General features: G+C 64.8%; 20 protein-coding genes and 1 tRNA gene. 16 read left to right on the top strand and 5 right to left on the bottom strand.

Going from position 1 to position 19205, the window contains the following annotated elements:
• Positions 1-157: 157 nt before the first annotated feature.
• The 10 genes from rplU (at position 158) to AC1X6S_RS03065 (ending at position 7224) form a co-directional block, all read left to right on the top strand.
• Positions 158-466: a 50S ribosomal protein L21 gene (gene rplU / locus AC1X6S_RS03110; RefSeq protein ID WP_108391236.1), complete on the top strand. Its 309-nt coding sequence runs from the start codon at positions 158-160 to the stop codon at positions 464-466.
• An 18-nt stretch (positions 467-484) separates the two neighbouring features.
• Entirely contained in the window at positions 485-745 is a 261-nt protein-coding gene (gene rpmA / locus AC1X6S_RS03105) for a 50S ribosomal protein L27 (protein WP_108391235.1), read from the top strand.
• An 86-nt stretch (positions 746-831) separates the two neighbouring features.
• Positions 832-2388 (top strand): GTPase ObgE, encoded by a 1557-nt coding sequence (gene obgE, locus AC1X6S_RS03100; protein ID WP_483404344.1) that lies wholly within the window; start codon positions 832-834, stop codon positions 2386-2388.
• Between the two features lie 3 nt (positions 2389-2391).
• Complete coding sequence (gene proB, locus AC1X6S_RS03095) at positions 2392-3201, top strand: glutamate 5-kinase (RefSeq protein ID WP_483404343.1); 810 nt, start codon at positions 2392-2394, stop codon at positions 3199-3201.
• Between the two features lie 10 nt (positions 3202-3211).
• Positions 3212-4525: a glutamate-5-semialdehyde dehydrogenase gene (locus AC1X6S_RS03090; protein WP_483404342.1), complete on the top strand. Its 1314-nt coding sequence runs from the start codon at positions 3212-3214 to the stop codon at positions 4523-4525.
• Positions 4526-4578: 53 nt separating this feature from the next.
• Positions 4579-4776 (top strand): hypothetical protein, encoded by a 198-nt coding sequence (locus AC1X6S_RS03085; protein WP_108391231.1) that lies wholly within the window; start codon positions 4579-4581, stop codon positions 4774-4776.
• A gap of 7 nt (positions 4777-4783) precedes the next feature.
• Complete coding sequence (gene nadD, locus AC1X6S_RS03080; RefSeq protein WP_483404341.1) at positions 4784-5383, top strand: nicotinate-nucleotide adenylyltransferase; 600 nt, start codon at positions 4784-4786, stop codon at positions 5381-5383.
• Positions 5380-6663, top strand: coding sequence for a hypothetical protein (locus tag AC1X6S_RS03075; protein ID WP_483404340.1), 1284 nt, complete (start codon positions 5380-5382; stop codon positions 6661-6663). The genes nadD and AC1X6S_RS03075 overlap by 4 nt, the downstream gene beginning before the upstream one ends.
• A 22-nt stretch (positions 6664-6685) precedes the next feature.
• Positions 6686-7063, top strand: a complete 378-nt coding sequence (gene rsfS, locus AC1X6S_RS03070; RefSeq protein WP_483404339.1) for a ribosome silencing factor — start codon at positions 6686-6688, stop codon at positions 7061-7063.
• 85 nt (positions 7064-7148) lie between these two features.
• Positions 7149-7224: transfer RNA gene (locus AC1X6S_RS03065), tRNA-Ala, on the top strand.
• A gap of 65 nt (positions 7225-7289) precedes the next feature.
• Here the strand turns inward: AC1X6S_RS03065 and AC1X6S_RS03060 are convergent.
• A complete protein-coding gene (locus tag AC1X6S_RS03060) occupies positions 7290-10451 on the bottom strand; it encodes a M14 family metallopeptidase (RefSeq protein ID WP_483404338.1) in 3162 nt (1053 codons plus the stop codon).
• Positions 10452-10687: 236 nt separating this feature from the next.
• Here AC1X6S_RS03060 and AC1X6S_RS03055 point away from each other — a divergent pair, with 236 nt between their 5' ends.
• The 3 genes from AC1X6S_RS03055 to AC1X6S_RS03045 all read left to right on the top strand — a co-directional run bounded on the left by AC1X6S_RS03055 (position 10688) and on the right by AC1X6S_RS03045 (position 12552).
• Positions 10688-10846 carry a hypothetical protein gene (locus AC1X6S_RS03055; RefSeq protein WP_483404337.1) on the top strand — a complete coding sequence of 53 codons (159 nt, stop codon included), beginning with the start codon at positions 10688-10690 and terminating at the stop codon, positions 10844-10846.
• A gap of 2 nt (positions 10847-10848) precedes the next feature.
• Complete coding sequence (locus tag AC1X6S_RS03050; RefSeq protein ID WP_483404336.1) at positions 10849-11835, top strand: aldo/keto reductase; 987 nt, start codon at positions 10849-10851, stop codon at positions 11833-11835.
• A 309-nt stretch (positions 11836-12144) separates the two neighbouring features.
• A complete protein-coding gene (locus tag AC1X6S_RS03045; protein WP_483404335.1) occupies positions 12145-12552 on the top strand; it encodes a YchJ family protein in 408 nt (135 codons plus the stop codon).
• A 7-nt stretch (positions 12553-12559) separates the two neighbouring features.
• Here the strand turns inward: AC1X6S_RS03045 and AC1X6S_RS03040 are convergent, their stop codons facing one another.
• Together AC1X6S_RS03040 and AC1X6S_RS03035 are read right to left on the bottom strand one after the other, a co-directional pair.
• Positions 12560-13150: an NADPH-dependent FMN reductase gene (locus AC1X6S_RS03040; RefSeq protein WP_483404334.1), complete on the bottom strand. Its 591-nt coding sequence runs from the start codon at positions 13148-13150 to the stop codon at positions 12560-12562.
• Between the two features lie 65 nt (positions 13151-13215).
• The gene (locus AC1X6S_RS03035) at positions 13216-13986 is read right to left on the bottom strand and encodes a trimeric intracellular cation channel family protein (protein ID WP_483404333.1); all 771 of its coding nucleotides are present in this window, start codon (positions 13984-13986) and stop codon (positions 13216-13218) included.
• 85 nt (positions 13987-14071) lie between these two features.
• Between AC1X6S_RS03035 and AC1X6S_RS03030 the strand changes: the two genes are divergently transcribed.
• Together AC1X6S_RS03030 and AC1X6S_RS03025 are read left to right on the top strand one after the other, a co-directional pair.
• The gene (locus AC1X6S_RS03030) at positions 14072-15118 is read left to right on the top strand and encodes a zinc-binding dehydrogenase (RefSeq protein WP_483404332.1); all 1047 of its coding nucleotides are present in this window, start codon (positions 14072-14074) and stop codon (positions 15116-15118) included.
• Positions 15115-16170: a glycoside hydrolase family 3 N-terminal domain-containing protein gene (locus AC1X6S_RS03025; protein ID WP_483404331.1), complete on the top strand. Its 1056-nt coding sequence runs from the start codon at positions 15115-15117 to the stop codon at positions 16168-16170. The genes AC1X6S_RS03030 and AC1X6S_RS03025 overlap by 4 nt, the downstream gene beginning before the upstream one ends.
• Positions 16171-16183: 13 nt before the next feature.
• Here the strand turns inward: AC1X6S_RS03025 and AC1X6S_RS03020 are convergent, their stop codons facing one another.
• Both AC1X6S_RS03020 and AC1X6S_RS03015 read right to left on the bottom strand, forming a co-directional pair.
• On the bottom strand, positions 16184-17242 hold the full coding sequence (locus AC1X6S_RS03020) for an FUSC family protein (protein WP_483404330.1): 1059 nt from the start codon (positions 17240-17242) through the stop codon (positions 16184-16186).
• A complete protein-coding gene (locus AC1X6S_RS03015) occupies positions 17242-18369 on the bottom strand; it encodes a winged helix DNA-binding domain-containing protein (RefSeq protein WP_483404329.1) in 1128 nt (375 codons plus the stop codon). The genes AC1X6S_RS03020 and AC1X6S_RS03015 overlap by 1 nt, the downstream gene beginning before the upstream one ends.
• Positions 18370-18459: 90 nt before the next feature.
• Here AC1X6S_RS03015 and AC1X6S_RS03010 point away from each other — a divergent pair, with 90 nt between their 5' ends.
• Positions 18460-19173 carry an SOS response-associated peptidase gene (locus tag AC1X6S_RS03010; protein ID WP_483404328.1) on the top strand — a complete coding sequence of 238 codons (714 nt, stop codon included), beginning with the start codon at positions 18460-18462 and terminating at the stop codon, positions 19171-19173.
• The last annotated feature ends 32 nt before the right edge of the window (positions 19174-19205 follow it).

The raw sequence follows: 19205 nt of genomic DNA, 5'->3' as shown, positions 1-19205 counted from the left end.
GTAAAGTTGCCTGTTGGTGCACGTTGGCTTATCCCGCGTTTTGCCCATGGTTTTCTGTCAGCTTGACCTCCCTTCCCGCTGGGGTCTACCGCACAGTGAATATTCCTTGACAGATTCAACTCGGAGCACAAGCTCCCAAGAGAAGTAGGTACGAGAAGTGGTTTACGCAGTAGTGCGCGCCGGTGGTCGGCAGGAAAAGGTAGAGGTCGGCACCATTGTGACGATGGACCGCGTCAAGAGCATCAAGGACGGCAAGGTCGAACTGGCCGCTGTTCTTCTCGTCGACGGTGACAAGATCACCACTGACGCCGAGTCGCTCGCGAAGGTCACAGTCACGGCTGAGTTCATCGAGAACCTCCGCGGCCCCAAGATTCACATCCAGAAGTTCAAGAACAAGACCGGTTACAAGAAGCGTCAGGGGCACCGTCAGGAGCTCACACGCGTCAAGATCACCGGCATCAAGTAAGCCTGAGGGAGAACAGAGATGGCACACAAAAAGGGCGCGAGTTCCACTCGCAACGGTCGCGACTCCAACGCACAGCGCCTCGGCGTGAAGCGCTTTGGCGGTCAGGTTGTCTCAGCAGGCGAGATCATCGTTCGCCAGCGCGGCACGCACTTCCACCCCGGCGTCAACGTCGGACGCGGCGGTGACGACACGCTCTTCGCCCTCGAGGCAGGAGCTGTCGAATTCGGCGCCAAGGGCGGCCGTAAGGTCATCAACATCGTGACGGCAGCTGCCGAATAGGCATCAGTTCGATGTGTCTCAGGGGCGAGCTTCGGCTCGCCCCTGAGTTTTTTATGTAGAAGAACAAACTAATTTGGAGGGCTCTCGTGGCCACATTCGTCGATCAGGTGACACTGCACCTGCGTGCTGGAAACGGCGGTAACGGATGCGTGTCTGTGCGTCGGGAGAAGTTCAAGCCGTTAGCCGGACCCGATGGTGGAAACGGCGGTAACGGTGGCGACATCGTCCTCGTTTCTGACCCGCAGGTCACGACGCTTCTCAACTACCACCGCTCACCGCACCGGAGCTCACCGAACGGTGGCCCAGGCATGGGCGACCACCGCGCGGGGACGACGGGTGAAGAACTCGAACTGCCCGTCCCGGTCGGAACCGTCGTCAAGGACGCCGATGGCAACGAACTGATCGACTTCGCCGAGCCAGGCATCCGTTACGTCATCGCGCAGGGTGGACAGGGCGGCCTCGGCAACGCGGCTCTCTCGACCACCAAGCGGAAGGCTCCCGGGTTCGCTCTGCTCGGCACGCTCGGCCAGGAGGGGTCGTTCACCCTCGAGCTCAAGGTCGTCGCTGACGTTGCGCTCGTCGGTTACCCCTCTGCCGGAAAGTCGAGCCTCATCGCCGCGATGAGCGCGGCCAAGCCCAAGATCGCAGACTACCCGTTCACGACACTGCACCCGAACCTCGGCGTTGTCCAGGCCGGCGACATCCGGTACACCGTCGCCGACGTCCCGGGACTTATCGAGGGCGCGAGTGAGGGCAGGGGCCTCGGGCTCGAATTCCTCCGCCACGTTGAGCGCTGCTCAGCCCTCGTGCACGTCCTCGACTGCGCGACCCTCGAGCCGGGCCGTGACCCGATCAGTGACCTCGACATCATCCTCGGTGAGCTCGGCGCGTACCCGGTACCCGAGGGCCAGACGCCGCTCCTCGAGCGTCCGCAGCTCATCGCGCTCAACAAGGTCGACGTGCCAGAGGGCAAGGAACTCGCCGAGCTGGTCAAGCCGGAGCTCGAAGCCCGCGGATACCGCGTCTTCGAGATCTCGACGGTCAGCCACGAAGGACTGCGCCAGCTCTCCTACGCGCTCGGCGACCTCGTCGAGGCCGAACGCAAGGCCAAGGCCGAGCACGAAGCGGCTCACCCGCGCATCGTCATCCGCCCCCGTCCCGTGGACGAGTCGAAGTTCACGGTCACCGTCGAGGGTGGCAGCTTCGGCAACATCTACCGTGTGCGCGGCGCCAAGCCCGAGCGCTGGGTGCAGCAGACCGACTTCACGAACGACGAAGCAGTGGGTTACCTCGCCGACCGCCTCGCGAAGCTCGGCGTCGAAGACGGCCTGTTCAAGGCCGGCGCCGTCGGTGGATCCACGGTCATCATCGGTTCAGACAATGGTGTGGTCTTCGACTGGGAGCCGACGCTGACCTCGTCCGCCGAGATGATCACGACCCCTCGTGGACTCGATGCCAGGCTCGACGCGAACAACCGCCCGACCCGCAACCAGCGCCGCGAGGAGTACTTCGAGCGGATGGACGCGAAAACCGAAGCGCGTGCCGAAATGGTCCGCGAACGGGAAGCCGGGCTGTGGCGCGACCAGTACGAAGAAGAAGAACGTGCGGCCGCAGAAGCAGCCAGTGCCGAGGGAGAAAAATAGGTCATGGCGGTAGCTGATCGGTCCGACCTGGCTTCGGCCAGGCGGGTAGTCGTCAAGGTGGGCTCATCGTCGATCAGCGGTGACAACGCCGATCAGATTGCGCCGCTCGTCGACGCGCTCGCTACTGCCCACGGGCGGGGTGCCGAGATTGTCCTCGTCTCGAGCGGCGCGATAGCGACCGGGATGCCGTACCTGGCGCTCACCAACCGGCCGGTCGACCTCGCCACCCAGCAGGCCGCCGCCGCGGTGGGGCAGAACGTGCTCATCTACCGCTACCAGGACAGCCTCGACCGCTACGACATCGTGGCCGGGCAGGTTCTGCTCACCGCCGGTGACCTCGAGAACGATGCTCACCGGTCGAACGCCCAGCGCGCCATGGAGCGGTTGCTCGCGCTCCGGATCCTTCCCATCGTCAACGAAAACGACACAGTGGCAACCCACGAGATCCGTTTCGGTGACAACGATCGGCTCGCCGCGCTCGTGTCGATCCTCATTCACGCCGACGCGCTCGTGCTGCTCAGCGACGTGGATGCGCTCTACACGAAGCCGCCAGCTGAGGCCGGCGCCGAACCGATCAGCCGGGTGGAGCGCGGAGACGCCCTCACCGGTGTCACGTTCGGGGGCGCCGGCGCTGTCGGCGTCGGGACCGGGGGAGCCTCCACCAAGGTGTCAGCGGCCCGGCTCGCCGCCGATGCGGGAGCCGGTGTTCTCATCACGTCGACGGGCAATGTTGCTCGCGCTTTGAACGGTGAAGCCGTCGGAACGTGGTTCGTGCCGGCCGAACGGGTCGAACGTACGCCCGCGGCTGGCTAATATCGGTCTTATGACCGACACCGCTGCCGTAGACATTGCTTCGTCCACCGCGAGCTCACTCGCCGATCCCGGCCACGGGGTGTCGTTCGACGAGCGCCTCCTCCGAGCACGCGACGCATCCCGCGTGCTGGCAACGGCATCCGGTGATCTGAAAAACGCCGCCCTCGAAGCGATGGCCGTCGGGCTCTCCCAGGCAAGCGAGAAGATCCTCGCCGCGAACGCGAAGGACCTCGAGAACGGACGCGCAAACGGTCTCGCCGTCGGGCTGCTGGACAGGCTGCGCCTAGACGAGAGCCGACTGGATGCCCTCGCTGTGGCGATCCGCGAAATCATGGCACTGACCGACCCGATCGGACAGAGCGTGCGAGGATCACGCCTGCCCAACGGTGTGCGCATCGATCAGATCCGGGTGCCGTTCGGCGTCGTCGGGGCGATTTACGAGGCGCGGCCCAACGTCACTATCGACATCGCCGCACTCGCGATCAAGAGCGGTAACGCTGTGGTTCTGCGCGGCGGTTCCGCTGCGGAGAACACGAACGGAAGGCTCGTTGAGGTCATTCAGGATGCTCTTGGCTCGGTCGGTCTGCCGTCGGGCGCTGCGCAGACCATCGATGAGTTCGGTCGGGACGGTGCGACGCGGCTGATGCAGGCGCGTGGCCTCGTCGACGTCCTCGTGCCGAGGGGGAGTGCATCACTCATCCAGGCGGTCGTGACCGAGTCGCGGGTTCCTGTGATCGAGACCGGGGCTGGCGTCGTCCACATCTACCTCGATGAGTCTGCTCGGGAGGACTGGGCAACGGACATCGTGCACAACGCCAAGGTGCAGCGGCCGAGCGTGTGCAACGCCGTCGAGACCGTTCTGGTGCACGCTGCAGCCGCTGACCGGTTGCTGCCCGGCGTTCTCGCCCGGTTGACGGAATCCGGGGTCACCATCCACGCCGACGATGCGACGCGTGCCATCTGGCCGGATGCCCTCGTCGCGACGGAGGAGGACTGGGCAACGGAGCACATGAGCCTCGACATCTCTGTCAGGGTCGTGGACGACCTCGACGAGGCAATCGACCACATCAGCCAGTACTCCACAGGGCACACCGAATCGATCATCACCGAGAGTGTGTCGAACGCCGAGCGGTTCCTGGCTGAAGTGGACTCGGCTGTCGTGATGGTGAACGCGTCGACGCGGTTTACCGACGGTGGTGAGTTCGGCTTCGGCGCAGAGGTGGGAATTTCAACGCAGAAGCTCCACGCCAGGGGCCCGATGGGTGTCTCCGAACTGACAAGCACGAAGTGGACGGTCCGGGGTACCGGTCAGGTGCGCGGATAGTCGTTAGACTGAATGGTGGCGTGGTCACCCCGCCGGAACTGAATGGAGCACACATGTCGTATGCGACGACCCTTCTCGCCGAAGCAGTATCACACGTGGAGCTGCCTATGCCCACCTGGATGTACGGCGTCATTGCTCTCATTGTTTTCATCTTCCTCGGCGTCGCGACGTTCAGCTACCGCGATGTCGCAAACCGCCACAGCGCGAAGGCCTCGGGACAAGCCGCGGCAGAACCCGGACACGGTCACTAGCCCCACAATGGCAGTCGCGTCGCGCCGGCCACGAGTAGGCGTCATGGGTGGAACATTCGATCCCATCCACAACGGCCACCTGGTCGCCGCCAGTGAGGTTGCCCAGTCGTTCGACCTCGACGAGGTCATCTTCGTGCCGACGGGCAGGCCGTGGCACAAGAACGTCGTCACCCCGCCCGAGCACCGTTATCTCATGACGGTCATCGCGACTGCGTCGAACCCCAGGTTCACCGTCAGCCGGGTCGATGTCGACCGCGAAGGCACGACCTACACGATCGACACGCTTCGCGACATCCACCGGAACCGTCCCGATGCTGAACTGTTCTTCATCACCGGTGCGGATGCCGTTGCCCAGATTTTTAACTGGAAAGACGTCGAGGAGCTCTGGTCTCTCGCCCACTTCGTGGCTGTGAGTCGACCGGGACATCCGCTCAGCGTTTCGGGATTACCGCCTCAAGACGTAAGCTTGTTGGAAGTTCCGGCCCTGGCGATATCGTCGACCGACTGTCGGAGCCGGGTGAGCCGGGGATTCCCGGTCTGGTATTTGGTTCCCGACGGTGTCGTTCAGTACATCACCAAACACCACCTGTATCGGAGTATTGCATGACCCCGCTGCCCGACGAGCAACCGCTCTCTCGTCGCCAGCTGCGTGAGCAGCAGCGAACGACAGACGTGACCCCCGAAACGAAATCACGTCGCGTCTCAACCACGACTCCCGTGTCAGGTGGGGCGATACCCGACGTGTCCGGCTCGCAGCCGGAAGCCCGCGCCGAACCGTCGTTGACGACGGAGGAAGTTGCAGCGCTTGAGCGCGCCGCAGCCGAAGGATCGCAGCTGACCCGGCGCCAGGCGCGTGACCTCGAACGCGTGCGGACGGCATCCGTCACCATCATTCCGCCACTCGTCGAACCCGGCGATGCCCGGCCTGGTGGGAAAGCGCCCGCGAGCAACAAGCCTGCCGAGAACGAGCACGTCGAGAATGACGCGGTCGACAACGAGCAGGTAGATGACGAGGCAGTAGGCAGTGCTCCAGTAGAGAGTGCGCCAGTAGACAGCGCGCCAGTCGACGACGATGCGGTCGACGACGATGCGGATGCCAGACCGGACCGGAAGCCTCGGGCTCGCAAGGCCGCAGCATCAGACCAGTCGGGGGGAGCGCCAAAGTCGTCCCGCCTGCCGTCGTTCGTTCCGGCATCCGCTGCCCGGGCCGGTGTCGTCGACCACGAGACTCCGGGCATTGTCGTTGTCAGTGAGAGTGACGACGAGGCCCCGGCAAAGAAGCGCACGTCGTTCGGCCTCCCGATCGTCGATGATGACTCGGAAGACAGCTCAGCGTCGGACACCAACGATGACGACGAGCCGCAGCTCGCGAGTAACTTCGGTGAAGCGGTTAGCGAACGCCCGGCTCCCGTCCTCAGCGAGATCGACACCGAACTCGAGCAGCCCTTTGACCAGATCATCGCCCGCGGCCTCGAGGAAGCTGGCAATGGCGTCGGGACCAGCTCGCTGATTCTGCCATCCATGCCGACGGGGGACCCGTTCACCGGACCGCTCACAGCACAGGGCGGCGTCGTTATCACCGGCTCGATCGACATCTCGACCGGCACAGGCTCCACGGGCAAACACCCGAGTGGCTTCGACAGGTCCGACATCGATTCGATGTTCGACGAAGAAGACGAAGCACGGCCGGCCACTGCGGGGACACCGGTCTCCGCCAGCCGCGCTGTGTCGACACACACCGCTACGCGCGATGTGATTACCCCTCCAGCTCCTGCCCGCAGCAATCGACTCCTCCTCATCCTGGCGATAACCGCCGGTGTGCTGGCTGTCGCCGTGCTGTCGGTCATCATCGTCGGTATCGCGGCCGGCGCTTTCCAGTCGCGATAGCCCCCAGAAAGGCCACTTCCCAGTGACAGCACGTGAATCAACCATCGAACAACTGAACATCGCCGTAGCGGCAGCGCAGGACAAGGGTGCCGAGGACCTCGTCGCTCTTGACGTCTCCGAGCCGTTGCCGTTTGTCGACATCTTCTTCATCGCGACGGGTCGCAATGAGCGCAACGTCATGGCTGTTGCGGGCGAGATCGAAGACCAGCTCAACGCAGCAGGCCACAAGACGCTTCGGCGTGAGGGCCGCTCCGAAGGCCGCTGGATCCTCATCGACTTCGGCGACCTCGTCGTGCACGTCTTCCACGAGGAAGAGCGACTGTACTACTCGCTCGAGCGCCTCTGGAAGGACTGCCCGGTCATTCCTATCGCTGAGCCGGTGCGAGCCTCGGCTGAGTAGCCCCCGGGTTGCCGCTCGATTCGGAACATTTCGGATTGTGTAGTAATCTAAACAGGTTGCTTCGAGCGATCGAAGCGGCCGAAATGGGTCTGTGGCGCAGCTGGTAGCGCACCTGCATGGCATGCAGGGGGTCAGGGGTTCGAATCCCCTCAGATCCACCAAAACCCCTGAGAACAATAAGTTCTCAGGGGTTCTTTTCTTTGGCGTGGGCTTTAGAGTGTTTCTTTCATTCAGCACGGCCCAGGTGGGTGAGTATCCGCGCGACGACCTCCGATCGGGCGGTGTCCGACTCCAGCTGTTCGAGGCCGAATCCAAACAGCAGCGAGTCGGACGTGGCTGTCGAGCTGATGAACGGACCCTCTGCCGTATACCGTTCGAACTGGCCGCTGTTGTCTGGACTCCCCTCCGGGGCGGCGAGGACACTCCAGGGTGAGACGTCCTCCTCTTCGAAGCCTTCCGGTTCCGTCGCCTCGCCGTTCAGCACGAACTTCGTGTCGTCCACCATGAGCCCCGTGTCGCCAGTGAAGCCGTCGGTGACGTAGCTGATCACGACCTCGACGTCCTGCCCCGCGTATGCGCTGAGGTCGAAGGACACCGGAATCCAGCCGCCGGACGAACCCGTGAAGGCGTTCCATTCGCCGGTGGTTCCGGTCGGCTCGCACGGGTCCCCAACAGTGAGGTAGTGCTCCAGCTGCGGGTGTTCTTCGACGTAGAACTCCGCCTCGCACTCCGCCGGAACATCGGTGGTGGTGGCGCCGCCCAGATCGGGAAGCGTCGTCCAGTCCTCAGTGCCTGCCGGTCGAGCCTCGACGATGACGTTGTCGTAGCCGAACTCCGTCGCGTACGAGAACTGCGCGTCGAAGGTCGCTGTTTCACCGACCCCCAGTTCCGGCACTGAGAATGTCCGGCTCAGTCGCTGATAGCCGTCATCGATGTGCGCGGCGAACATGGACCAGAGTCCTTCGATGGGGATGAACGGCCCCGATGGGTTCTGGTACTGCGCGACCGCCCAGCTCTCGAACTGCGGGAACTGCTCAACGGGGAGCACGTCGCTCGTCACGGTGAACGCGCCGGCCTCATCGACCGGATTGTCCTCCGTCGCCGGACCTCCGAAGAGTGCCTCGATCCCATCGAGCGGTGTAGCCGTCCCCGTCACGCCGTCGGCTCCGACGGGAGTGCGGTTGTACGCTCCCAGCCAATACTGGGTGAAGTCGTCGGCCAGCAGCAGGCAATCCGAGTATGGGTCCGACGTGACGACGCAATCCTGATCCGGCGCACCGTCCAGACCGTAGTAGATCCCACCCAGCGCTCCGCCGAACTGCCCGTAGTAGGCGGCCGTCTCACCCGCCAGAGCGAGCTTGCCCCCTTCGTTGAGGTAGTCCCGCACAGCGAGCGTAAGATATTGCTGCCGCTCCGCCACGGAGGCGTCCTCGAGGTCTCCGAAGTACGTCTGGGTTATCGCGTCCTCCGGGTCCTGGGTGAGCCGGTTGTCGCCGAGGTACCAGAACACCGCGTCGTAGTGGCTCAGCACACCGAGGTCGTGCGGCACGCCGTTCGCGTCGACGTCCCAGACATCCGGCGTGACGCCGTTCGCCTCGAATGCCGCGACATGTGCGTCGAGGTATTTCGGGCCGGCACCGCTTGGAGTGGCTTCGGGGTTCACACCCGTGTAGTCCTCGTTGGCGATGATCAGCACCGAATTGCCAGTGTCGTGCGCCACCTGGTAGGTGAAGTGCTCACTGCTGATCTTCTTCAGCGCGCGGTTCTTGATGATGTCGCGCGCCGACGGCAGCCCCGAGAACCAGACCTCGACGCTGTCGCCCGCCTTCGCACCCTTCACGGTTCCGCGATACTCGCCGTAGTAGTCGACGTTCTCGTCGCCGTACCGCTCGCCGCCCTTCCACTCCTTCACCGGCGAGATCCGCAGGGGTCCGCCGTTTATGCGGTAGGTCATCACCTTCGCGAGCAAGTCCCGTTTTGCCCAGACGGCCACGGTCTGCGGGTCGCCGTAAGAGACCGAGAAGCTGTCGACGCGGAAGTCCTCAGCATCCCGGCCTACAACCGAGACGGGGTCGTTCGGGTCCTTGGCAGATTCCGCCACGGCCAGTGCGAAGGGGATATTCTTCTCGAATTCGGCCTGGATGAGCCCCTCGTCGTCGGGGAAGTTGAAGCCGCTCTCGCAGTCTTCGGAGATCCACTCGTCATCGTCATACAAGTCGGACACGGACTCACAAGTGCCCATCTCGGGTGTGAAGCCGAGAACTCCGTACGCCTCCTGGGCGTGCGAATCGGTATCGCCGTTGGTCGTGTACAGCTCTGCGGAGATGTCGGGGTCGTAGCCGGCGATCGCGGGCGTCGCGTCGTCGCCCACCATCGCTTCGTAGATCACGTCATCCGGCGACGGCGTCGAGACCTGCCAGCCGATACCGTGCAGCAGCAGCTCCGCGGCCGAGTGGTAATTCACGAGGAACTGCGGTGTGACCTTCGCGAACAGCGCGTCGAGCGCCTGCGTCTCGGGTTCCGATGCGGGCGCGGTCCCACGGTAGGTCTCGCTTGCCGGGTCGGGTGAGGAGCCCTCGTTGTCGTAACCCCAGCGGGTGGGGTAGTTGCGGTTGAGGTCCACCCCATCGCCGACCGTGATCTGGCCGTCTCCGTTGTTATCGCGAAGGTTCTTGCGCCAGAGTCGCTGGCCCTCGGTGAAGGTGAAGTCGTAGCCGTCGGGGTTGGCGACAGGCACGAACCACAGCTCTGTGTCGTCGACGATGCCCTTGATGCGCGGGTCGCTCCCGTAGGAATCGACATAGTAGTTGAGCAATCGCCGGACCATCTCGGGCGTGATCCATTCGCGCGCGTGCTGCGCGCCGACGTACACCGTGGCGGGGCGCTTGCCGTCCTTGGTCTTCGCGACGTTCTTCGTGAGGCGCACCGCGCCGATGTCCTGGCCGTTCACGGTCTGCCCGATCACACGGAACTCGGCAATCTTCGGGTTGGCTGCCGCCAGTGTCATGAGCTCCTCGAGGATGCCGCCCTCGCCGCTGTAGGTGCGGAACACGCCGTCGGCTGCATCCAAGGACCGACGCTTCGCCGACGGCGTCTTCACCTCGAGCGTCGTGCCTCCCTCGGCAAGCTGCGCGGCCTGATCGCCGCTCAGGATGACCTGCACGTCCACTTGGCCGGGTGCCGCGCCGTTGGGCGTCGTCACCAGCTCCTGACGGTCGACACCCAGCTCGACGATGGCGGCCAGATCCTCGACGCTCACCGTGCCGGTGTACACCGCCATGCGGTCCTGGTCTGCCTGCGGAGGCGGAGGGCTCGCCATGCTTGGCGTGGAGACGAGCATCGTGACGATCAATGCGGCGCTGGTGGCGACGGCAAGCTTGCGGAACATGCGCACTCCTTTGTGGCGCGGTGCCGGGGTTCCGGGGTCTTCGAGCGGTCCTTCCCGGGGGGTGGCGTAGCGCGAGTGATCCTCATCTTGTGCCCTCCGACGCGTGCTCGTCAAGGGAGGTGTCAACTCGATCGAGTCGAAGACGGCGTGCGTCTCTTCCATCAGCGCCGGCTCCACCGATCGGCTCCCCAACACGTGATCACCACCGAGGAACACAGATTCGCGGTGAAGGACGTATGGTCGCTGGAGGAGTAACGAAGGACGACTCGTTCACGCGCACTGACGACGACAAGGCTGAGAACGACTTCGCCTTGCGCGCCAAGTATGGGCGCGGGGCGCTGTCAGCGCGACCACCGATCGACGTTCATCTGAATACCGCTGACACGAAGGAGTGATCATGCACAACAGAATTCTCGGACAGGGCCTGGAAGTATCCGCCATCGGTTTCGGAGCGATGGGGATGTCGCAGAGCTACGGCCCCAATCCTGGCGACCGCGACGACATGATCGACGTTCTCCGTTACGCCGTCGAGCACGGAGTCACGTTCATCGACACTGCAGAGGTCTACGGCCCGTACGACAACGAGGAGCTCGTTGGCGAAGCAATCGCGCCGATCCGCGATCGCGTCACCATCGCCACCAAGTTCGGGTTCAACCTGGTCGACGGTCGCTCACAGGGCGTGGACTCAAGACCGGAAAACATTCGTCGTGCCGCCGAAGGGTCTCTGAAGCGGCTCGGCGTCGATTCCCTCGATCTGCTCTACCAGCACCGCGTTGATCCGAACGTGCCCATCGAAGACGTCGCCGGCACGGTCGGCGAACTTATCCGAGAGGGTAAGGTCAAGCACTTTGGGCTTTCGGAAGCCAGCGCTGCAACGATTCGCCGCGCCCACGCCGTGACCCCGGTCACCGCAGTGCAGAGCGAGTACTCCCTGTGGACGCGCGACCCTGAGCCGGAGGTCCTGCCCCTCTGCAGCGAGCTCGGTATCGGATTCGTGCCGTTCAGTCCGCTTGGGAAGGGGTTCCTTACCGGAACGGTTGCAGCGGATGCCACGTTCGCCGCTGACGAGATCCGCGCCCGGGTGCCGCGATTCGAGGCCGAGAACCTGCGTGCAAATCAGTCCATCGTCGATCATGTTCGCGAGCTGGCCGTGAACCGAGACGCGACACCAGCCCAGGTCGCCTTGGCCTGGCTGTTGGCGCAGCATCCGTTCATCGTTCCCATCCCTGGCACGCGGCGACGCGAGCGTCTCGACGAGAATGCCGGAGCGACATCGGTCGCGTTGTCAGCTGACGACCTTGCCGACCTCAACCGGCTTGTGGATCGGATCGGCGTCGCCGGCAACCGGTACGACGACGCCGGCATGGCTGCCGTCGGTCTTTGAGTTGACCCACCCAGCACTGGCCGGTCCCGCTGATGCATGATGAGCTGGCCGCTGCGGGCTTCGAGATAGTCGAGCCACATACACGAGCCGATCCTGGCCAGCGTCCGCATGCCGCGATCATCGCACGCCGCCGCTGTTAGCTTTCCTTAATGCGGGGTGGGGTAACACCGGCCGGCTCGCGTGCGGGTTGCTCCGGAGGTTCACGGATCGTGTCTTTGCGGTCGCCGCGGGGGCTCGCTTCGCGATCTAAACCGGGCCTGGCCCAGCACCCCGCCGGTGTCTTGCAGACTGGGGCCGGATAATTGTGGGGTGACTTCTTCCGGAACCAGCCCGCTTGCCGCCGACCAGCGCTGTCCCTGCCTGAGCGGTGAGACCTACGGCGCGTGTTGCGGCCGATACCATTCCGGCGCCGCCGTGGCACCGACAGCCGAGGCACTGATGCGGTCCCGGTTCTCGGCCTTCGCGGTTGGCGACGCCGCCTACTTGCTCGCGACATGGCATCCGTCGACCCGCCCTGCCGCACTCGAACTCGATGCCGGCCTGACCTGGTATCGGCTCGACATTCTGGACCGTCGTCGTGGCGGGCCTCTCGACGCGGAAGGTACCGTTGAATTCCGGGCCTTCTGCAAGGGAGCGGACGGCCGGAGCGAGCAACACGAGGTGAGTCGCTTCGTCAGGGACAACCGGCGCTGGTTCTACGTGGACGCCGTCAACTGATCCGGATTCAGCTCCTCGGCACGACGGTGAGCACCCGGGTGATGAACTCGTAAAAGTCGTGCATCCATTCGGTCAGGAACTGGGTGGTGCCATCGTTGGTGATTGAACCGTCCTCAGCGATGAGCCCCGGCGTGATCTGGAGGTAGGCCTCTGGCGCGTTCATCTGCGGCGAATTGCAGAAGCTGAGCACGCTGCGGAGATGCTGCTGCGCCACGGCGGTTCCGATCGCGCCGATCGAACCGCCGATCACCGCTGAGGGCTTGTGCGTGAACGAGTTGTCACCCCACGGACGGCTCGCCCAGTCGATCGCATTCTTGAGTGCCCCGGGAATCGACCGGTTGTACTCGGGAGTGACGAAGAGCACAGCATCGACACCCGCGATGGCGGCTTTGAAGTCGAGCGCCACCTGCGGGTAATCCGCATCGTGGTCATAGCTGTACAGGGGCAGATTTCCGATCGGGATCTCCCGCATCTCAAGCTCGGGGGGAGCGAGGGCGACAAGCGCACCGGCGAGTTTCCTGTTGATGGATGCCGTCGCCAGACTTCCGATGAGATAGCCCACTGAATAGGGCGGTTCGTGCTCGTGGATCGTGGCCATGATGAAACTCTTTCCCGGGGATTCTCTGGCGCGTGTCTCACGGCACCCGCCCGGACGCCCTCAGGCTATGACCGCGCCGGTGGGCTGTCCAGAGTCCCTTCGCCGTCCTGTCCCTGGTCGGGCCCAGCGCCCGTGGTATCGGGATTGTGCCGTTCACGGGCGGCGCGCCGGCGCCGACGGAACTCGGTCACCAGTCGCGGGGTCGGTACGCGGGCCTCGGTGGGGAGCGTCCAGCCAAATCGCCTGGCGAGGAGGGAGAGCACGGCTCCGCTGGTGAGCGCAACCGCGGAACCGAGGGTCGGCATGCCGAGCTTCGAGAGCACGACCATCTCAACGCTCGATACAAGTGCGCTCGTCGCATACAGGGTGTTCCCACCGAAGATCCGAGGGATGCGGAGCAGCAGGATGTCGCGAACGGCACCGCCGCCGACCGCTGTGATGATGCCCATCACGACGGCGGGCAGCCAGCCGAGACCCGCGTCGAGCGTTTTTTGGGCGCCCGCAGCGGCCCAGAATCCGACAGCGAGTGCATCGACGAGGACAAGCGTGCGATTGGACCATTGTCCACGGAAGGGGACGAAGAAGGCGATGACGGCACCGGCGATGGCGATCACCAGGTAGGCGGGATCAGTCAGGGCTACCGGCGGTCCCTGCTGCAGCAGCGTGTCGCGAATGATTCCGCCGCCGAGCCCGCTCATCACAGCGAGGATCACGAAGCCGACGATGTCGAGCCTGGCCGATCGTGCGGCAATCCCACCGAGGATCGCGTTGGCGAGCACGCCGCCCAGATCGACGAACCGCATAATCTCGTTGACGGTCTCAGTCGTCGTGTCCATGCCGTCCTTCCGGCCAAGCCGCAACCGGCTCTCCTGATCCGGCTCGTTCAAGCGTAGCCGAGCACGGGTGGGGGATACTTGCCTGATGCGCGCCGTGTACTACGACTCCTTTCTTCGCGAACCGACGGTCGAGGAGGTGTCGGACCCGGTGCCGACCCCTGACGGCGCTGTCATTGCCGTTGAGGCGACAGGGCTCTGTCGGAGCGACATCCACGCGTGGGAAGGACACGACGGCGGCGTCTCGCTTCCTCATGTGCCCGGTCACGAGTTCGTCGGCAGGATCGTGAGCGTCGGCAATTCCGTCTCGCGGTTCAGGCCGGGCCAGCGCGTCACTGTTCCGTTCGTCTGCGCGTGCGGCGCCTGCGCGGAATGCCGTGCCGGCCATGCGCAGGTGTGCCGGAATCAGACCCAGCCGGGATTCACGCACTGGGGCTCGTATGCCGAACTCGTCGCCATCACGTCGGCTGACGTCAACCTGATCGAGGTCCCCGAGTCACTCGACGCCGGTTCTGCTGCGATTCTGGGTTGCCGTTTTGCGACGTCGTATCGCGCTCTCGCGACGCAGGCCTCCGTGCGTGAGGGCGAGTGGGTCGTTGTCGTCGGTTGCGGCGGGGTCGGTCTGAGCGCCGTCATGATCGGCGCCGCCCTGGGAGCTCGGGTGGTGGCCGTCGACGTCTCCGGTGCGGCTCTCGATGTCGCGGAGGCAGCGGGCGCCGAACACACGGTGAACAGTGCCGGACTCAGCGATGCGGAGGTGATTGCGCGAGTGAAGGAGTTGACGGGTGACGGCGCGCAGGTGTCGCTCGAGGCTATCGGCCGCGAACTCACGACGGGCATCGCGATCCGGTCGCTCACGCGGCGCGGTCGACACGTGCAGGTGGGGCTCTTCGCACAGCCACCCCGAATCCCGATGGCCGACGTGATCGCCGGTGAGCTCACGATCATGGGCAGCCACGGGATGAGCGCGGCGGAGTATCCCGGGATGCTGGATCTGGTCGCGTCAGGTCGGCTCCGACCACAGGACCTCGTCACGCGGACCATCGGCTTCGACGAGGCGCCTGCGGCGATGCTCGCGATGAGTCAGGGGCAGAGTCCCGCCGGTGTGACGATCATCAGGCCTGACGCCCGATGAGTGCGGAGTCCGGCGCGGTAAAAGCTGCGGAACAGCGGCTGGCCGGGATGTCGCGTGACCGCAAGATCGCGAGCCTGTTCATGTTGCACCTGCCCGGGACGGACGAGGGCGCACTGCGCTCGTTCGTCGCCGACACCCAGCCGGGCGGCATGATCTTCATGCCGGACAATATTGGAGCGAGCCTGACGGACGTTGCGTCACTCGCCCGGGCGGCGCGAGAGGACGAGGACTTTCCCCCGATCATCGGCATCGACCAGGAGGGTGGGCGGGTTCGGCGCATCGCCAACGACCGCTTCGCCTCGGCGGTCACCCTCAGGCACCACGATGCGGGGGAGTCGAGGGAGGCGTTCGCCGGCCGTTCAGCGCTGCTCGCCGAAGCCGGTATCTCCGTCAACTTCGGCGTCGTGGCTGATGTCACCGGCGAGCCCGGGTCGTTCTTGTATGACAGGGTGCTCGGAACCACCGCCACCGAGGCCGCCGAGCGCGTGAGCGCGGCGGTCACGGGGGAGAGCGGGCGAGTGTTCTCCGCCCTCAAGCATTTCCCCGGCCACGGCAGAACGCCGGGCGACTCCCACTCCTCGATCCCCGAGACCGCGGTCGATCTCGCGACCTGGGAGGAGACGGATGCCGTTCCGTTCCGGTCCGGCGTCCGCGCGGGTGCGGAATTCGTCATGATGGGTCACCTCAGGTATTCGACGGTGGATGACCAGCCCGCCACGCTGTCCCGCACGTGGCACTCGATACTCCGCGACAGGCTGGGCTTCGAGGGGGTCATCATCACTGACGACATGCTCATGCTGAGGGACAGCGGAGTGCCGGAGTACCGAGACGCCGCCGAGAACGCCGTTCGTGCCCTCGCTGCCGGGGCGACGATGCTGCTCTATGTGCTCCGCGGTGACCATGAACAAGTCGGTATCGACGCCGCGCGCCTTGTGCGGGCGGTCAGCGCGGCCGTTGACGTCGGAAGGCTCTCAATCGAGCACATCGATGCTGCGGCGTTGAAACTTCTCACGCTGCGGGCTCGGCTCGCGACGGCTGGCGATATCAGCTGACCCAGAGCGTGTCTTACTCGTCGCCGACGATCTCCTCACGGATCCGACGCAGGTCCTCCATCAGCGAGCCGAACAGCATCCAGTGTTCAGGTTCGGGGCGGCTGATGCGAAGGGGCGCTGTCAACGCGGGGACCTCGTCCACCGACGGTTCGGCATCCGGCCCTTCGGCGGTTCGCGTGAGCAGTCGGAGATCGTGTGCCGCCCTGCGGAGTTGGATGGCGATTGACTGCAGTGACGGCTCTTCGACGAGAGACGCGTCATAGTGATCGTGGAACGCCCGCGTCATCCCGATCACGCGCGTCACGATCGGCGAGAGCCTGTCGAGCAGGCGATGAATGTCCTCGAGGCGGGTGCGGTGTGCAGTTTGCCGCGGGTTGAGCGTGAGCGACTCTTCACCCTGGCGAACGGATGCCTCCGCGGATTCTCGCATCGGACGCAGGAGCCTGGCCTGGATCATGAGCGAGTCGAGTTGCTGCTGAGTCTGCGGCGTGCCAAGCGCTGCGGCGAGGCGCTCGAGACTCGACGCCAGTTCACCGGCGAGTAGTGTCACATCCCGCTCGGCTGGCGCGAGTACAACGGGAGGAACGATGAGGACGTTGATGATGACGCCGAGCGCTGCGCCGATGAGCGTTTCGATGATCCGGTCGATGGCATACCCCGGAGTGGCGGCGCCGATCGCGAGGACAAGCATTGCGCTGATCGGAATCTGGTTCGCCGAGCCCGGAGTGAGGCGGAAGACCCAGCCGAAGAAGATGGAAACCACGATCGCGATGAGGATCACCCAGTTCTGGCCGCTGAAGAGCAGGCCGATGAGCGAGGCGATGATGACGCCGGCGATCACGCCGACGCTCCGCTCAATCGCTTTACCGAATGACTGGTTGACGCTCGGCTGTACGACGAGCAACGCGGCAATTGCCGCGAAGATCGGCAGTTCGGACGGCAGAACCAGGATGGCCACGAACCACGCGGCCACCGTTGCCACCGAAGTCTTCACGACCTGCAGCAGCGGAACCCGGCTCGCGGTGCGCAATCGGCTCGAGGAGAGAGCCGCCGGCAGTCGGAAGAAACGCATCAGTGTGCACCGCTGGTCTCGAGCGAGACCACTTTCAGCTCGATCGGTTTGCCCCGGAAGCGTCCGTATTGCTCGAACGCCGTAGTCATGCCGCGTTCCTGGGTCGGCGACAGCTGTTGGAAGAGCTGCGCGGTGACATCGATTGCCTTCGCTTTGTCGCGACGCAGCCAGGTGCCGACGACGTGACCGTTGACGACAACAGTGGCCTTGAAAACACCGTTGTTGCCGGGGACGATGAGCGCGGAATAGCGGGCATCAAGGACGGCGGAGCGATCGGTATAGCCGAGCAGGAGCTCGTCGAAGCCAGGGAGCACGCGCACCGACCGCTCCGCCCGTGCGCTGTGTTCCATGACCTCGGGCGCCATGAAATAGTCTGTGTCGTCGACATCGAGGACGCTGAGCTGGTCGGTGATGGCTGCCGCGGCTGCGCGCGCGTCCGCCAGCGTCAGCCGGGCCCACCAGGCGAAATCGGCGACCGTCGCCGGTCCGTGCGACCGGAAGTAACGGAGAGCCACGGTGGCGAGTGCCTCATCACGGTCCGGCAGCGCTGCGGTCATCGGTGCCCAATCGTCGAGCAGGACGAACGCCTGTTCCTTACCGAGGAACGGGCCGAGACAGAGCAATCCGGACTGAGCGAGCATGAACGCGAGGTGGCTGCCGCGCTGGCCAGCGGTCGACTGGCCGGCAGCCTCGAAAGCGGCAAAGAGTTCTGTGCGGGAAAGCCGCCCAGACCCGGTGGACAGCGCGGCCTCTGCAGCCCTGGCGGCATCCGTGATGTCGGTGGCATCGATGCCGAGTTCGCGGTGGCGGGCACGGAGTGAGGTCACGAGCCGGTCACGGGACAGGGGGAGGAGCATCCGGAGGGTGCCAGGGGTGAGTGCGTGAAGGGTTCCGCGCATGGGCCAGCTCCGGATGATGGCCCCCGTGTCAAAGGCATCCCGCACATCCGCCTCCGTGCTGCCGGCGGTGCGAAGGCCGATCGCCCAGAGGGTGCCAGGCAGATCCTGCCCCTGCATCGCCGTCATGGCCTCGACAGCGGCAGCTGGTTTCCGTTCGGGTGCTGCGAGGATCTCCTGGGCGCGCAGCCGCAGCGGCGCGATATCCGACTGCTTCCACGAACGTCCCATACTCCGATTCTCGCCCACCCGGGCGCTACCCAGGCACAGGTCGTGCCCGGACACGGCCACGCTGTCGGTCGACTGGGTGACAATGGGATCATGTGCGGACGATTTGCGATGAACAAAGACACCGATGATCTCATTCGGGAGTTCATGACAACGACGGGCAGGCCCGCGCCCGAGTGGCGGCCCTCCTGGAACGTGGCTCCCACCGACTCGGTTCCCGTCGTCCGTGAGCGGAGTGGGGAGAGAGGACTCGACCTCGTCAGGTGGGGAATCGTCTCGCCGTCGTCTCCCACTTTTGGAGGCGGAAAGCCGATCATCAACGCTCGCATCGAAACGGTCGCCACCAATGGTCTGTTCAAGGGCGCGTTCGCGGCTCACCGATGCATCGTGCCGGCATCCGGTTACTACGAATGGCAGCTTCAGAACGGTGGCAAGCAGCCGTACTTCATCTCGGGCGAGAAATCCGACCTTGCGATGGCCGGCATCATTCGGGCATGGCCCGATCGGTCGAAAGACCAGGGCGACCCCGATTACTGGCGGTTGTCGATGGCGATCATTACCCGGGACGCGCACGTCGCTCCGGGTGAGGTGCACGATCGTATGCCCGCGTGCCTGACGCCCGACCGGTTCGACGCCTGGCTCGGCAGCGAACTCGCGCCGGGCGAGCTGCTCACGCTTCTCGACGAATCATCGTTCGACGTGGCGCACGAGCTGGGGTACCACCCGGTCTCGAAGGCCGTCAACAGTGTCAGGAACGACGGTCCCGAACTGGTCGAGCCCATTGAACTGGATTCCGTCGAACTCTAGTCTCTCCGAACGGAGTGCCGGAGGGCTGCGCT

Source organism: Mycetocola sp. Y442 (assembly GCF_056898615.1).
This window is presented reverse-complemented; position numbering and strand designations above follow the sequence as displayed.